Source organism: Motilimonas sp. E26 (assembly GCF_021278025.1).
GTDB lineage: Bacteria > Pseudomonadota > Gammaproteobacteria > Enterobacterales > CBDFNC01 > Motilimonas.
Genome location: NZ_JAIBHJ010000006.1, coordinates 1 through 14,652 on the forward strand (window position 1 = coordinate 1; position 14,652 = coordinate 14,652).

The 14,652-nt window shown below is 41.9% G+C and carries 11 protein-coding genes and 1 rRNA gene; 8 read left to right on the forward strand and 4 right to left on the reverse strand.

The window, feature by feature from the left end; all coding sequences use genetic code 11:
- Positions 1 to 185 precede the first annotated feature (185 nt).
- From rrf to argA, 4 genes are all read left to right on the forward strand, one after another.
- A 5S ribosomal RNA gene (gene rrf / locus K1M91_RS06900) occupies positions 186 to 301 on the forward strand.
- Positions 302 to 847: 546 nt separating this feature from the next.
- On the forward strand, positions 848 to 2,905 hold the full coding sequence (glgX, locus tag K1M91_RS06905) for a glycogen debranching protein GlgX (protein ID WP_232800922.1): 2,058 nt from the start codon (positions 848 to 850) through the stop codon (positions 2,903 to 2,905).
- A 49-nt stretch (positions 2,906 to 2,954) separates the two neighbouring features.
- Positions 2,955 to 5,903 (forward strand): EAL domain-containing protein, encoded by a 2,949-nt coding sequence (locus K1M91_RS06910; RefSeq protein ID WP_232800924.1) that lies wholly within the window; start codon positions 2,955 to 2,957, stop codon positions 5,901 to 5,903.
- Between the two features lie 97 nt (positions 5,904 to 6,000).
- On the forward strand, positions 6,001 to 7,329 hold the full coding sequence (argA, locus tag K1M91_RS06915; RefSeq protein WP_232800926.1) for an amino-acid N-acetyltransferase: 1,329 nt from the start codon (positions 6,001 to 6,003) through the stop codon (positions 7,327 to 7,329).
- Between the two features lie 38 nt (positions 7,330 to 7,367).
- Here argA and K1M91_RS06920 read toward each other — a convergent pair whose 3' ends face one another.
- A complete protein-coding gene (locus tag K1M91_RS06920) occupies positions 7,368 to 7,595 on the reverse strand; it encodes a hypothetical protein (RefSeq protein WP_232800927.1) in 228 nt (75 codons plus the stop codon).
- A 58-nt stretch (positions 7,596 to 7,653) separates the two neighbouring features.
- Here K1M91_RS06920 and K1M91_RS06925 point away from each other — a divergent pair, with 58 nt between their 5' ends.
- Positions 7,654 to 8,538, forward strand: coding sequence for an endonuclease/exonuclease/phosphatase family protein (locus K1M91_RS06925; RefSeq protein WP_232801207.1), 885 nt, complete (start codon positions 7,654 to 7,656; stop codon positions 8,536 to 8,538).
- Between the two features lie 16 nt (positions 8,539 to 8,554).
- Here K1M91_RS06925 and K1M91_RS06930 read toward each other — a convergent pair whose 3' ends face one another.
- Together K1M91_RS06930 and gloB are read right to left on the reverse strand one after the other, a co-directional pair.
- Complete coding sequence (locus K1M91_RS06930; RefSeq protein ID WP_232800929.1) at positions 8,555 to 10,117, reverse strand: LysM peptidoglycan-binding domain-containing protein; 1,563 nt, start codon at positions 10,115 to 10,117, stop codon at positions 8,555 to 8,557.
- A 62-nt stretch (positions 10,118 to 10,179) separates the two neighbouring features.
- Positions 10,180 to 11,004 (reverse strand): hydroxyacylglutathione hydrolase, encoded by an 825-nt coding sequence (gloB, locus tag K1M91_RS06935; RefSeq protein ID WP_232800931.1) that lies wholly within the window; start codon positions 11,002 to 11,004, stop codon positions 10,180 to 10,182.
- 152 nt (positions 11,005 to 11,156) lie between these two features.
- Here gloB and K1M91_RS06940 point away from each other — a divergent pair, with 152 nt between their 5' ends.
- Positions 11,157 to 11,909: a methyltransferase domain-containing protein gene (locus tag K1M91_RS06940; RefSeq protein WP_232800933.1), complete on the forward strand. Its 753-nt coding sequence runs from the start codon at positions 11,157 to 11,159 to the stop codon at positions 11,907 to 11,909.
- A 1-nt stretch (position 11,910) separates the two neighbouring features.
- Here K1M91_RS06940 and rnhA read toward each other — a convergent pair whose 3' ends face one another.
- Positions 11,911 to 12,381: a ribonuclease HI gene (rnhA, locus tag K1M91_RS06945; protein WP_232800935.1), complete on the reverse strand. Its 471-nt coding sequence runs from the start codon at positions 12,379 to 12,381 to the stop codon at positions 11,911 to 11,913.
- A gap of 42 nt (positions 12,382 to 12,423) precedes the next feature.
- Here rnhA and dnaQ point away from each other — a divergent pair, with 42 nt between their 5' ends.
- Both dnaQ and K1M91_RS06955 read left to right on the forward strand, forming a co-directional pair.
- Entirely contained in the window at positions 12,424 to 13,158 is a 735-nt protein-coding gene (dnaQ, locus tag K1M91_RS06950) for a DNA polymerase III subunit epsilon (protein ID WP_232800937.1), read from the forward strand.
- Positions 13,146 to 14,432: a TIGR03503 family protein gene (locus tag K1M91_RS06955; protein WP_232800939.1), complete on the forward strand. Its 1,287-nt coding sequence runs from the start codon at positions 13,146 to 13,148 to the stop codon at positions 14,430 to 14,432. The genes dnaQ and K1M91_RS06955 overlap by 13 nt, the downstream gene beginning before the upstream one ends.
- Positions 14,433 to 14,652: the final 220 nt, after the last annotated feature.

Below are 14,652 nucleotides of genomic sequence, written 5' to 3' on the forward strand. Positions count from 1 at the left end.
CAGGGTGTGTAAGTGTTGTAAGGCATTGAGCTAACCTGTACTAATGACCCGTGAGGCTTAACCATACAACACCTAAGCGGTGTTGTTGCCAGATTAGGTGCGAAAGTGCCAACAAGAATACTTGTGAACAAAGTAAAAGAGATTTGCTAGAGAACGAAAATAAGCTTTCCAGATTACAATTTATGCTTGGCGGCAATAGCGCTGTGGAACCACCTGAATCCATGCCGAACTCAGAAGTGAAACGCAGCAGCGCCGATGGTAGTGTGGGGTTTCCCCATGTGAGAGTAGGACACCGCCAAGCGCCAAATAAGCTCATAGTGAGCAGTAGAAAGCCCGATTCGAAAGAGTCGGGCTTTTTTACGTCTGCAAAAAATATTTTCCCTTCAATTCATTATGTATTTATTAACTACCGTCCTATCTTTGTACGACCGTCTAGAAAGTGTGTGGTTGGTTCGAGCAATTTATGCCACCTCCTTTATACTCAAGATGTTATTCAGGGAAATTGAGATAATTCTTAAGTCATAAAGATCCGCTAAAATTTAGGGATATTGAGCTTTCTGGATTGTTTTTACTGCGAATTATTAGGTACTCATACAATAGCTTGTTGCCGGTAATACTTGGGAGATGTAGCTTGCAACACTAACAGCTGCTCGACTGGGTTGGCTTAAGCCCTGAGGGCATAAACGTCTTTATTATGTTGAGCTGTAGTTGCATAGAGTGAATAACTGGAACAGAGCTCGTCCTGATAAAAAGGCGTTTAACTTGGGCTAAATTTAGCCACTAAAAACAATAGCCCTTAATTAATGCTTCACACTGACTTTGTTATTTGGATAAGGACGTTAAACTTATGATATTTAGTACTGCAGCTGGTTGGTCTGAAAAACTGGGTGTTACATTAACAGCTGAAGGTGCCAATTTTTGTGTTTATGCCCGATTAGCTTATGAAGTGGAATTGCTTCTTTTCGATCATGAAGATGATGCCGAAGCATCCCACATTTTTCGTCTTTCCAGTGAAGATAACCGTACGGCTTACTATTGGCATATCTTTATCTCTGGAATTAAGCCTGGGCAACTATATGCCTATCGAGTCCATGGTCCATACCGACCATTTGAAGGTACCTCATTCGATAAACAAAAGGTCTTGATCGATCCTTATGGCATCTTAGTCTCGAAAGGAAAAAACTATGATCGCCATCGTGCGGCTAAACCAGGCTGCAATGAAGCACACTGCCTTAAAAGTATTGTTGCAGATGTCAAAGATTATGATTGGGAAGATGATAAGCACCCTAGGCACACCTTTAGCAAAACGGTTATATATGAAATGCATGTGGCTGGTTTTACACGTCACACAAGCTCCGGTGTTGAACCGAATAAAAGAGGAACGTATGCTGGTTTAATCGAGAAAATACCTTATTTAAAAGAGTTAGGCGTCACTGCTGTCGAACTGCTTCCGGTTTATCAATTCGATGAAGACGAACATCACGCGGGTTTATGTAACTACTGGGGTTATAGTCCCATATCATTTTTTGCCCCGCATCGTGGCTATAGCTCCGATAAGTCCATGCTAGGGCCGCTCAATGAATTCCGAGATATGGTTAAAGCGCTACATAAAGCTGATATTGAAGTGATTTTAGACGTGGTATATAACCATACAGCCGAGGGGGGCGTTGGTGGGCCAACCCTTTGTTTTAGAGGGTTTGATAACGATAACTACTATATCCTATCCAATAATAAACAAGATTACATGAACTTCAGTGGGTGTGGTAACACCTTTAACGGTACGCACTCTGTTTGCCGCCGCTTGATCATAGATAGCTTGCACTTTTGGGTAGAGGAAATGCATGTTGATGGGTTTCGTTTCGATTTGGCTTCTATCTTATCTCGAGATGAACAAGGAATGCCAATGGTCAGCCCCCCTACTTTGTACAGTATTGATACCGATCCTGCATTATCGTCAACTAAGCTTATTGCTGAAGCATGGGATGCTGGAGGCTTATACCAAGTTGGCAACTTGGCAGGTCAACGTTGGCGGGAATGGAACGGTCAGTTTCGCGATGATGTAAGAAAGTTCATCCGTGGTGATGAAGGTATGGTCAGTAAATTTGCTGATCGCTTGATCGGTAGCCCTGATATTTATGGTCATCATTTATTAGAGCCAGAAAAAACCATCAACTTTGTGACCTGTCATGACGGTTTTACCCTGTTGGATTTAGTGAGCTATAACGAGAAAAAAAATTGGGCTAATGGTGAAGAAAATCGTGATGGAAGTAATGACAATTATTCATGGAATCATGGTATTGAGGGGGAAACGGATGATATTGAGGTTAATCAGTTACGTATACGTCAGGTAAAGAACATGCTCGCAACTACATTACTTTCATTAGGAACGCCGATGATCCAAATGGGCGATGAAGTTGGCAGAACTCAACATGGTAACAACAACGGTTATTGTCAAAATAATGAAGACTTTTGGTTTGACTGGAGCTTAGTTAAGCAAAATAACAAACTGTTTAATTTTACTAAAGCATTAATACACCAACGTGTAGAGCAAGGGCGCCTTGATTTTGCTGAGACAAAAAGGCTACCACTCAATGAAGTGCTGCAAAAATCGGGTATACGCTGGCATGGTGTGCGCGTTGGCAAGCCAGATTGGAGCTCAAGCTCAAGAACCATAGCTATTGAAACCACACCATACGGCCAAGATTACGGAATGTATGCTATTTTTAATGCATTCTGGGAGCCGTTAGAGTTCGAACTGCCTATTCCAAAGCGTGGTTTTTGGACTCGGTTTATCGACACTTCGCTACCATACCCTGAAGACATTTTAACTATTAACTCCTCTAAAGTGATCGTAAAGAACAAGTATGTCGCTCAACCTCGTAGTGTCGTTATTTTGATTTGTTAGGTTTGTTGATAAGTTTATTCGCTTTCATATTTGAAGAGGGAAAACTTGAATGAAGTTGAAAAGTCGTTTGATTCATTCCTACATGCTCGTTGCATTACTGGCAAGTGCAACAGGGGGGCTGAGTTATTTTTATTTATTACAAGTTAAAATTAACACACAAGCGCTTTTTAATATTGAGCTAGTAGATATTGAACATATTCACTCGATCCGTTTCTTGTTACAGAAAGCGAAATCTAATATTCGAGAAGCCCAAGTCCAACGTAATCGAGATAACCTTCAAGCTGAGAAGTATGCAATAGGAGAAGTGAGATATGCTTTGTCACAATTACATTTTGTTCATCAAGCTTGGTTACAAAATGTAAAGCAAGGCATGATAGAAGGTGGGGTCACTGATGAAGAAATGTCTACTAAGTTGGCTACTTTAGTGCAATTAGGTGAGCCTATTTGGCAATTCATTAATAATTCCTTTTCGTTATTATCTTTGTTAGAAAGTGCCGACCCATATCAAATGGATGCTGTTCAAGAATTTAACGGTGTCTATGCGGGCTGGTTAGAGCAATCTAAAACCCTTCAGCAGCTCCTTGACACTAAAAAAGGAATTGCCGAGCAAAAGGTGAATGCCAGTTTAGATAATTTCTACTCCAGTCTTGATAAAGCACAAGGTATATATTTAGGTGTCCTTTGTAGCTTTCTTGTTGTTTCATTGGCTGTTGCCTATTTTGTTACCCGCAGTATTACTTATCCTCTATCACGCGTGAGCAAATATGCTGAAAAACTAGCAAATAGTGACTTTGGCAGGGGACCCAATTTCAGCAGTAAGGATGAATTTAGCCGGTTAGGCCATACCCTAGAATTGCTAGCTGATGAAGTAAAGCAGCAAAAGTCTTTAATGGTTACTGAAATTGAGCAGCGGAAAATATCGGAGGCAGATGTTCGACATTTATGCGAGTTCAATCAAACGCTATTAAACAGTGTGGCAGATGGTATTTTTGGTATCGGGCCAGATGGGTATGTTCGCTTTATTAATCCTTCAGCTCAATTGTTACTGGAAGATAAATCAAACCAATTGCTTGGTAACCCTTACAATGAACATTTATCTTTTATTGATATGGACGGGCATGCATCTCACCTCAAAGCGAATAGTCTCATTGATGATGTTTTGTATAATAAGTCTACATCATCTAAGCGCTCTATTGCCAAGCTTGATACCCTCTCAGGTCGTGTTATTTATGTTGAATATCAAGCTACTGCACTACAACAAGATAATCATTCGGCGGGTGTAGTCGTTGTTTTACGTGATTACAGCCTAAAATTTGATTATGAGCAAGAGCTTCGTCTTACCGCACAAGTTTTCGATACTTTGTCAGAAGCTATTATAGTGACTGATAGCAAAAATCGATGTATCAAAGTAAATCCTGCTTTTACCATCATTACTGGTTTCACAGAGGGTGATGTAATACTACAGGAGCCTAATTTTATTTTTACAGATCATCATACCCACCTGTTTTATAAAACCTTATGGCATAACCTTTACGCGGAAGGTGAGTGGCAAGGAGAAATTTGGTCGAAACGTGAAAATGGTGAAATGTTTCCAGCTTGGGTAAAGATCAGCGTGATTAAGCATAATGCTGCTATCACCCACCATGTGATCACCTTCTTTGACATTTCTGAACAAAAAGAAGCTCAAAAACAAGTTAAGTTCTTATCTATGAGAGATTTGTTAACTGGGATCCCAAATCGTTCGCTGTTTCAAAGTCGACTTAAAAATAGGATATTAAGTGCTGAAAAGTCCCAGCAGCACGTCGCTCTAATAGTTCTAGATCTAAATAACTTTAAAGAAATCAACAATCAATATGGGCTGGTTGCTGGTGATAGTTTATTAAAAGACATTGCGGCGGCACTTGGGCAGGTTTTATCACCGCAAGATACTTTAGCTCGACTGGGTGGAGATGAGTTTGCTTTAGTTGTCCCCAATATTGATCAAATGAATGCTCTTGAAGACAAAGTCGCCCAAATTTTAGATGTTTTTAAGCAACGCTTAACGTGGGCTGAAGAAGCAGTCAATCTGAGTGCTTCATTAGGAATAGCTGTTTACCCACGTGATGGTGATTCTTTAGAGAGCCTTAACAGCGCAGCACATTTTGCATTGCAGCAGGCCAAGATGTTAGGTGAGCCTGTTAGTTATTTTCATCAAGATATGAACTTGGCTATTGAACATAAAAAACAGCTTACTAAAGCGCTAAATCTAGCAGTGGCGCAAAACCAGCTTAAGTTGTTCTATCAAGCTAAAGTTTTACCTAGCACAGGCAGCATTGTAGGTTTTGAAGCTTTGATTCGTTGGCAACATGAGGAGTTAGGCTTTATTTCACCCGCTGAATTTATCCCTTTAGCTGAAGAGACTGGATTAATAGAGCCTCTTGGAGAGTGGATTATTTTAGAGGCGGCGAGGCAAGTGGGAGAGTGGGTTAAGTTGGGACACACCGAGTTAAAAGTAGCAGTCAATTTATCGCCAAAGCAGTTTATTTCTGCTCGCTTAGCCCAAGTGATAGCCGAAAGTATTGAGAACTCTGGGATCAAGCCTTCAAATTTAGAGCTGGAGATTACAGAAAGTATGCTAATGGAAAATGTCGAATCAGCTATTCAGGTGATGGAGCAATTTAGTCGCCAAGGCATTAGTATTTCATTAGATGACTTTGGTACGGGGTACTCATCATTGAGTTATTTGAAACGATTCCCTATTCACACCTTAAAGATCGATCGTAGTTTTGTTGCTCAGCTATCTTCTGACAACGATGATGCCAAAATTGTCGCTACAATTATTACAATGGCTCATACTCTAGGCTTGGAAGTAGTTGCTGAAGGTGTTGAAACAAAAGAGCAAATGCGTTTCTTACAGGGGCATCAGTGTGACCAACTACAAGGTTACTATTTTTCTCGACCAGTGAGCGCATTAGAAGCAACAGAGTTACTTAATCGCAACTTTTTAACTTTAATATAAATTCTAAAAAAGTGAATAAAAATTCCATTTTGTAACTGAACTCTAGCTAAGCTTCGGTTACAATGTAGTTAGCCGCAATTCATTGGAGTAATTATTTTTGGCACAAGATACGGATGTAATCGTTAGCAGTTTTCGTCAATCAGCCCCATATATAAATGCCCATCGGAATAAGACCTTTGTGTTGATGGTGGGAGGGGAGGCCCTTGAGCATGAGAATTTCCCTGAAATTGTTAGCGATATAGCTTTGCTTAATAGTTTAGGTGTGAAGCTAGTGCTAGTGTTTGGTTTTCGTCCGCAAATTGATGCGGCACTGGAAACGCAGCAAGTGCAGAGTCGTTTTGTTGATAACTTACGCATCACTGATGATGTTGCATTAACAGCCGTGAAACAGGTTGTTGGTAAATTACTTATTGATATTCAGGCCACTTTTTCAATGGGTGTGGTGAATTCACCAATGCAGGGCGCGCGCATTAACGTGATGTCTGGTAACTTTGTTGTCGCTCAGCCAATTGGAGTGAAAGAAGGAATCGATTTTTGCCACACTGGTAATATTCGCCGCGTTGACACTGAAAGTATCCGTTGGCAATTGGGGCAAGGTGCCATAGTGGTAGTCCCCCCGATAGGCTATTCGGTGACTGGTGAAGCATTTAACTTGTCAGCGGAAGAGGTGGCAACACAAGTAGCCATAGGCCTGCAGGCAGATAAAATCATCGGCTTCTGCTCCAATCAAGGCGTATTGGATGATAAAGACAGAGTTATTAATGAAATGTTGCCTTCTGAAGCAGAAGCACGTTTGCAATTATTACAGGCCAACGAAACAGACACGGGAACAGTACGTTATTTAAGGGCTGCGGTAGCTTCTTGTTATGCAGGCGTTAAGCGTAGCCATCTTGTCAGTTATCAAGAAAGTGGTGCCCTATTAAAAGAGTTATTCACTCGTGATGGTGTCGGAACCCAAATAGTCACTGAGAGTTATGAAAAAGTACGCAATGCTAACATTGATGATATTGGTGGCATTCTAGAATTGATTCAGCCTTTAGAAGAACGCGGTATTTTGGTTAAGCGTTCTCGCGAACTGCTTGAATCAGAAATTGAGCGTTTCACAATTGTTGAACGAGATGGCATGGTGATTGGTTGTGCTGCATTGTACCCCTTTGTGGAAGAGTCAATGGCAGAGTTAGCTTGTGTCGTCAGTCACCCTAAATATCGCCGTAGTAGCCGTGGTGATAGCTTAGTTCGCCATATTGAAGCTCAAGCGATAAAGCTGGGGCTCACAAAATTGTTTGTACTCACTACACAGAGTATCCACTGGTTTCGAGAGCGTGGCTTTATGCCTGCGGATGTAAACGACTTACCGAATAAAAAGAAATCTATGTACAATTTTCAGCGTAACTCTAAGATCTTGATTAAACAGATACGAACCTAAATAGAGAAGCTGGAAGTTTGCCTTATCAAATTGGGCCCTTAGATTAATAAGGGCTCGACATTCACCACACATGACGCGTTTGATTGGGGTAAGTTTTGGTTTAGCATATTCTGCAATAAGGCCTCATTGCCAATGCAGACTTGCTCATCAAACACACATAAGTCAGTTGCTGAGTCCCGACAAATGTAATAGGGGGTTTCTAATGTCACTTGTTCTTTACAGCCATCTTGATCGAAATAAGTTACTTTATAGCGTTTATTGCTCATAGATATTCCTCGATGCCCAAGGCGTGGTATTCCAGTATAGGAAAGTTTTGTGAAAATAATGTTAAAAAATATAGATGGACATTTAAAAAAAATCATACTCCTTATCATCATACTGCTAACTTCTTACACTTTTTTTGCTTTAACTAATTTTTATAATGCCTCAAGTGGTGGTGTGTACTCACTAACTTATTCGCGCTTTTACTCTAGTGTTAGCTGTCCTCAGTGGCAAACGTTACCATTAAGCAATATTAGCTTTGCTAGAGAGGCGCTTCCTAGCCGATTTAAATTGATTGTTTGGAATATATACAAATACCAAGCGCCACAATGGCAGGCAACACTTGATAAATTGAGTAAGAATGCGGATTTATTATTGTTGCAAGAGGCGAAAGGGAATAAAGAAATCAATCAATACTGGTTAACCCGAGGGTGGTATGGCGAACTGGCTAATGCGTTCCAAATCGGGGATAGCACATTTGGAGTGCAAACTCTTGCTAAAGTGATGGCTCAGAAGGTATGTGTAAACTTAACTGCTGAGCCTTATATTCGGTTCCCTAAATCGACACTCGCTGTAACATACCCTTGGCAAGGCTCCGATTTGCCTTTGCTAGTAATAAATATCCATGGTATCAACTTCACCTTAGGCACTGAGACATTAAAAGCACAATTATCACCGCTATTACGAGCTGTTGATGCTCATAAAGGCCCCGTGATTGTTGCTGGCGATCTCAATACCTGGAGTCAAGATCGCATCGACCTTGTAGAGCGTTCATTTATAGCGCTTGGACTTAGATCTGTGAATCTTGAACCCGATCATCGTTTACGAGTCATGGGGATGCCTTTGGATCATGTTTATTTTCGAGGGCTCAACGTCGAGCGCGCGTTTAGCTCACTCGACCCTGGATCTGATCACCAACCATTAATAATGATGTTTTCACCACTCTGAGAGGAAGTTAGCCCATTTAGCGAGCATCAGCGACACGGATCTCCAAAGTTTGGCCAGGCTTTAGCCCTCTAGGGTTGTCGATGTTGTTCCAGCGTTGTAAGTCTTCAATACTAACCTTATGTGCTTGCGCTATTTCTCCCAGCGAATCACCGCTTTTTATTGTGTAAAGCATCGGTTTAGCTACCTGAGAAACGACAGAGTTTATTCTTATGGTGTTGGTTGAATAGATTTTTAGTTTCTGGCCAATTTTTAAGGTCGAGCTTTTCGCTAAGCCATTCCATTTAGTTAAGTCTTGTTGTTTTACATTGTATTTTTTTGCAAGGTCCCACAAGGTATCGCCTGATTTCACGATATGGATAGTCGCTGCTTGGTTGGGCTTAATAGCTTGGCCCTTAGCCGGAGCAGCGTTTTTTGCGGTTGCCATTTCAGCAGAAGCGGGGATCAGTAAAAACTTACCAGCTCGAATTTTGTTGTTTTTAATATTATTGGCAGAGCGAATAACAGAAGATTCTGTATTGAACTTTTGCGCGATACCACCAATGGTGTCGCCCTTTTTAATTTGATAGCGTTGCCACTGAACTCGACTTGATTTAGGGACGCCAGACAGGGCTATTTCAAACTGCTCGGCATTTTCTATTGGAAGCAGCAGCTCATGAGGTCCGAGTGGTGATGTCGCCCAGCGATTAAAGCCTGGGTTGAGTTGGGCCAGCTCTTCGGCATTCATACCCGCCAAGCGCGCAGCGTAGGCTAAATCAATTTGTGAACCTGTATTGACCGTTCTTAGTCTTGGTTCATTTTTTAAAGGCGGCAACGGCATATGATACTGTTCGTTATTACGGATGAGTTCAGCTAGCGCCAGTAATTTGGGAACATAAGCGCTGGTTTCTTTGGGTAAATCAAGGTTCCAATAATCAGTCGGCTTACCTGCTTTTCGATTTTTCTTGATTGCTCGTAAAACCCTGCCTTCACCAGCATTATACGATGCGATGGCATGTAACCAATCTCCATCCATCATCTCATTCAAGTAAGTCAGATAGTCAAGGGCTGCATTCGTTGAGGCCACGACGTCTCTGCGTCCGTCATACCACCAGTCTTGCTGTAAACCAAATCGTTTTCCGGTTGCAGACAAAAATTGCCACATGCCAGAAGCGTGTCCATGAGAATAGGCAAAAGGGTCAAAAGCGCTTTCTACCACAGGTAATAACGCCAGCTCTAGCGGCATATTACGTTTATTGATTTCATCAACAATCAGATACAGAAAAGGTTCAGCACGTTTGGAAATACGGCGCATATAATCAGGATGCTTCAGGTACCAATCGCGATAATGTTGCACCCGTTCATTATCAACCTCCTCAAACTGAAAGCCTTGTTCTATCACTTGCCATAAGTCTGATTCGGGCGGGGGGGTTAATTTTACAACACGCTTTGGCTTGGCTGCTGGCTTAGGTAAGACTTGGTAGGTGTCTTCTTGTTTTGCTGACGGCTTAGTGACGGCCAGCTCTGGCGCATCCTGTTGCTCCGTAGTTGTTTGACAACCAACGAGTAATAAGGTGAATGAAAGAGCCAGAGGTAGTTTCATAATAATCCGCTTCGTAAAAAATTGGTCACATGTTAGTGAAGCGGCGCATGCTAATCAAGGAACTAACTCTCATCTTTCCATATTCGCAGCCCACTAAACACGGTTAGGGCATCGTTATTTGGCGTTGCTTGTTGAATTTGAACGGCTTGCTGCACTTCGGGCTGATCCCAACGTAAGAAAGGATTTATTTTTTTTTCACTTTCTAATTGCACCGGAAGAGAAGGGATACCTTGTTGGCGTAATTTGGCAACCTGCTTGATGGCATGTTGGATGTTTTGATTATCAGGCTCGACTTGATAAGCAAAAGCGAGGTTATTTTGGGTATATTCATGGGCAGGATAAAGCCAAGTATCGTTGGGAAGCGAGCGGTAGTGTTTCATCGAATTTAGCATTTGTAACATGGAGCCTTCAAATACACGACCGCACCCAGCGGAAAATAAGCTATCACCACAAAAAACGTGTTGCAGCCCATTAATCTCACACTGATAGTTAATATGCTCTAAGGTGTGTCCTGGTACGTCATGTATGGTGAATGCTAAGTTAATAGTGGGGATATTGATAACAGAGCCCTCTTCAACTTGGATAAAATTATCGATAATAGGGAGTTTGGTAGGGGCTTTTTTTCCTAATGGTGTGTCTTGCCATTCGGGGCCATACACGGGAATTATCTTGTCATGTTGTTGCCGCAAAAAAGCGACGCCGCCCATATGGTCTTGATGATAATGTGTCAGCAATATGGCTGTGATAGTCAGACCTTGAGCTTGTGTTTGTTGCCATGCTGCCTCACCATCACCAGGATCAACCAATACGCAATGATGATTGTCTTGATTCGCTATTAGCCAGATATAGTTATTGCTAAAGGCGGAAATGGGCATAATCTGGATCATGGTTTCTTACTCGTATGTTTACCTATATGCCCAAGCTTATACTGAAACTGAGTGTTAATGCGAGTCATCTAGCACCATTTCATCTGTTTTGGTTGATTGCAGCTAATAAGTGATGTGTTAATCTTAACGTACTCTAATCATATGAGAATTTCATGCGCCCAGCGAAGACAAGTCGAAAGATAAACCACCCACTAAACTGGTCTGAATTGCCAGCAGGTGATTGGTTGTATCAGCAATTACAGCACCGCCTAGACACTTGGTGCCCGCAACTTTTTGGCTATCATCTAATTAAGTTAGGACCTTTGAGTGCCCAGTTAAATACGGGCGCTTGCACGATCAGACATCAGGTGAGCATCACTGCTGGAGAAGGAGTCGTAGGGCTGGTTGCGAAATACCATGCCTTACCGCTGCAAGAGTCTTGTATCGATGTGTGTTTATTAGCTCATGGAATTAACTTTTCTCGTGATCCTCATCAGCTATTACGAGAGGTGGAGCGGGTATTAACAGCAGATGGATTTTTAATCCTGAGTGGCTTTAACCCCATTAGTTGGCATGGCGTTAGTCAATATATTCCCATTAGCCGAAATAATTTAGCAGTTAATAGCCAAATGTTTACACCTGCGCGGATCAAAGACTGGCTAAACTTACTGGGTTTTGAAGTACTACTTGATGACAAGTTTGGCTTTGGTTTTTCTTTTACTCGAGGTCATAGCATGGACTGGTGCGAGAGGATGGGGCAAAAGTGCTTCCCGTTACTTTGCGATAATTATTTTATAGTCGCGAAAAAATGCACTCGGCCAATCACACCAGTGAAAGAAAAATGGCGGCTTAAACGGCCGATATTATCCGCTAGCCCATTTGCGAATTATAAAAGTCCAAGTCACCGCTCCAGCAAACTTAAATAATTTAAAGGGAATCTAGGTAGCCTGTATCTGGCTGCAGATCACTAGATTCAGCCGCTTGTCTCGCTAAATCATCGCAACGTTCATTTTCTGGGTGACCAGAATGGCCTTTAACCCAACGCCAATCAATTTGGTGTTTTTGGCTTGCTAAGTCTAGCTTTTGCCAAAGATCGACATTTTTGACTGGCGTTTTACTGGCTGTTTTCCAGTTACGTTTTTTCCAACCGTGGATCCAAGTTGTGATCCCTTGTCTAACATATTGACTATCGGTGGTTAGTACTACTTGGCAAGGACGGGTTAGTACGTTAAGTCCTTCGATACACGCCAATAGCTCCATTCTATTGTTGGTTGTTAATTCAAATCCTTGCGCTAGCTCTTTTTCATGCCCTTGATATTTAAGTACTACACCGTAGCCCCCTGGACCTGGATTACCAAGGCAAGATCCATCAGTATAAAGTTCAACCTGTTTATTCATTTTTGTTAGACTAAGACTATTAAAATACAAGATGAGACAAATATGAACACAGAGCAGACTCTGAGACAAGTGGTTCTTGATACCGAAACAACCGGTATGAACTTTGATGCGGGCCCACACTACCTGAATCACAGCATCATCGAGATAGGTTGTGTTGAACTTGTTAATCGACGTTTAACGGGTCGCCATTATCATGTTTATATTAAACCTGATCGTAAAATTGATGCTGAAGCGATCGGCGTTCACGGCATAACTGACGCTTTCTTACGTGATAAGCCCAGCTTTAGCCAAATAGCGCCAGAATTCATTGAATTTATTAAGGGCGCAGAAATTATCGCGCACAATGCGCCGTTTGACGTCGGCTTTATGAACTATGAGTTTGATAAACTCAAAACAGGCGTAGGTAAGACTGAGGATTTCTGTAAGGTGACTGATACCTTACAAATGGCAAAAGAAATTTTTCCAGGTAAACGAAATAATCTTGATGTTTTATGTGATAGATACGGTATTGATAACTCACATCGAACCTTACATGGTGCGTTACTTGATGCCGAGATTTTGGCTGATGTTTATCTATTAATGACGGGCGGGCAAACCGCATTGAATTTGTCACAAGAGTCAGACAGCCAGCAACAAAGCAATCAGCAGGGGATTAAACGGCTGGCTGCGAATCGAGCGCCTCTGAAAGTATTATCAGCGGATGCTGATGAATTAGTTGCCCATCAAGAGCGGCTACAGTTGATAGCGAAAAAAGGGACATGCTTATGGCTAGATTGATTGGCTTTGGTTGCCTATTACTGGTGCTAATGAGTGCCATGCCTAATCAGACGTGGGCGGTCAAGTTTTACGAAAAGAATGACAATAGCCTGCTTGATAATCGCTTTCGCATTGATCCTAAAGCTGAAAAGGTCACCTTTGTGATTAAGCGTATGCCGGGCGCTGCTGCAACTATCTTAGTGCAGCCTGATGGCAGTAAACTTTATTCTAGTCGCCATGGTGACAATGTTAAGTGGCATGAAGGCATAGAGTTTGACATGATCACTATTATTAAGCCGATGCCAGGTCCTTGGCAAGCGATAGGCAAATTAAGTCCTGATAATGCTATTCGAATCGTTAGTGATTTACAGCTACACATGGATAAATTACCTAGTACCCTATATTCCCATGAACAGGTTAAGCTAACCACCGCATTACTTAATAATAGTGGCGCGCCAGTTAACGAAGACTATATCCAAGACTTAATTATTACCATGACGTTAACCAGCTTGAATGACGAAGCTGATGACAATTTTGCTTATGGCCATAAAATTCGCTTCCAATTTTTAGATGATGGTAAGGGTTATGATGAATACCCGCGCGATGGCATATTGACAGCGCATCCGAGTATTAATGCACCTGCGGGAAAATATCGAGTTGAGGTATCGACTCGTAATGAAGTGTTTACTCGTGCTTTTCGTCAAGATCTCTTGGTTTATCCAAGGCCGATTGAGCTCACCACCACAGAGTCGTTCGATCAACCAGGGCCGATGCTCCATTACAAAATTGATTTAGACGAAATTTTGCCAGAAACAGTGGTGGTGAAGGGGTTTTATGAAGGGGTACTAGATAAGCCATTGGAATTTATTGGCTACGGGAAAGCTGGCGAAGAGGTCCTCACTATTACCTTGCCGCGTCCCGAGGAGCCAGGCAAGTACACTGTCTCAACTACTGCTTATGCAACGACTAGAACCGGTAGAGAGTTAGTACTTGTACTTGATGATGGGATATTTAGAGTCGTCCCCGAGCCTGTAACACCTGAGCCAACTCCAGAGGTCGTGATTGTTGAAGTAGAGCCGGAGCCAGAAAAAAGCGCATTACCTTTCTACTTAATGATCGCGGGTGGTGTTCTACTTTTACTGGCAGCGGTGATTGTATTTATTATTTGGTGGAAGCGGCGTAGCATTAAACGAATTGCGCAAAAATTGGCAGAGGAAAGTGCAGTAACAGCGGCTCCAACTCAAATAAAAGATGGCGTAGAAGAGCTAAACCTTGAAGAAGAAAGTAAGAAATAGCCAAGTCAGACAGCTTTATTGACCAGCTTACTAACGATTGCATGCTTCATTAGTGCTTTTGTTAGTAGGCTTACAAGCTCGGAAACCATTCCTTTCAATACCTTTGCTGCAATAATCGACAGCTTGTACGCATTTTCAACAAACTTTGTTCGTTATGAAATCAAACAGTCATTTTTCCAATTTTTTTACACATTCTTTGTTGACTCGATAGGGGCATGTA

Coding starts and splice junctions, on each gene's coding strand:
- glgX (WP_232800922.1), top strand. CDS start 848: ATGATATTTAGTACTGCAGCTGGTTGGTCTGAAAAACTGGGTGTTACA.
- K1M91_RS06910 (WP_232800924.1), top strand. CDS start 2,955: ATGAAGTTGAAAAGTCGTTTGATTCATTCCTACATGCTCGTTGCATTA.
- K1M91_RS06920 (WP_232800927.1), bottom strand. CDS start 7,595: ATGAGCAATAAACGCTATAAAGTAACTTATTTCGATCAAGATGGCTGT.
- K1M91_RS06925 (WP_232801207.1), top strand. CDS start 7,654: ATGTTAAAAAATATAGATGGACATTTAAAAAAAATCATACTCCTTATC.
- K1M91_RS06930 (WP_232800929.1), bottom strand. CDS start 10,117: ATGAAACTACCTCTGGCTCTTTCATTCACCTTATTACTCGTTGGTTGT.
- gloB (WP_232800931.1), bottom strand. CDS start 11,004: ATGATCCAGATTATGCCCATTTCCGCCTTTAGCAATAACTATATCTGG.
- K1M91_RS06940 (WP_232800933.1), top strand. CDS start 11,157: ATGCGCCCAGCGAAGACAAGTCGAAAGATAAACCACCCACTAAACTGG.
- rnhA (WP_232800935.1), bottom strand. CDS start 12,381: ATGAATAAACAGGTTGAACTTTATACTGATGGATCTTGCCTTGGTAAT.
- dnaQ (WP_232800937.1), top strand. CDS start 12,424: ATGAACACAGAGCAGACTCTGAGACAAGTGGTTCTTGATACCGAAACA.
- K1M91_RS06955 (WP_232800939.1), top strand. CDS start 13,146: ATGGCTAGATTGATTGGCTTTGGTTGCCTATTACTGGTGCTAATGAGT.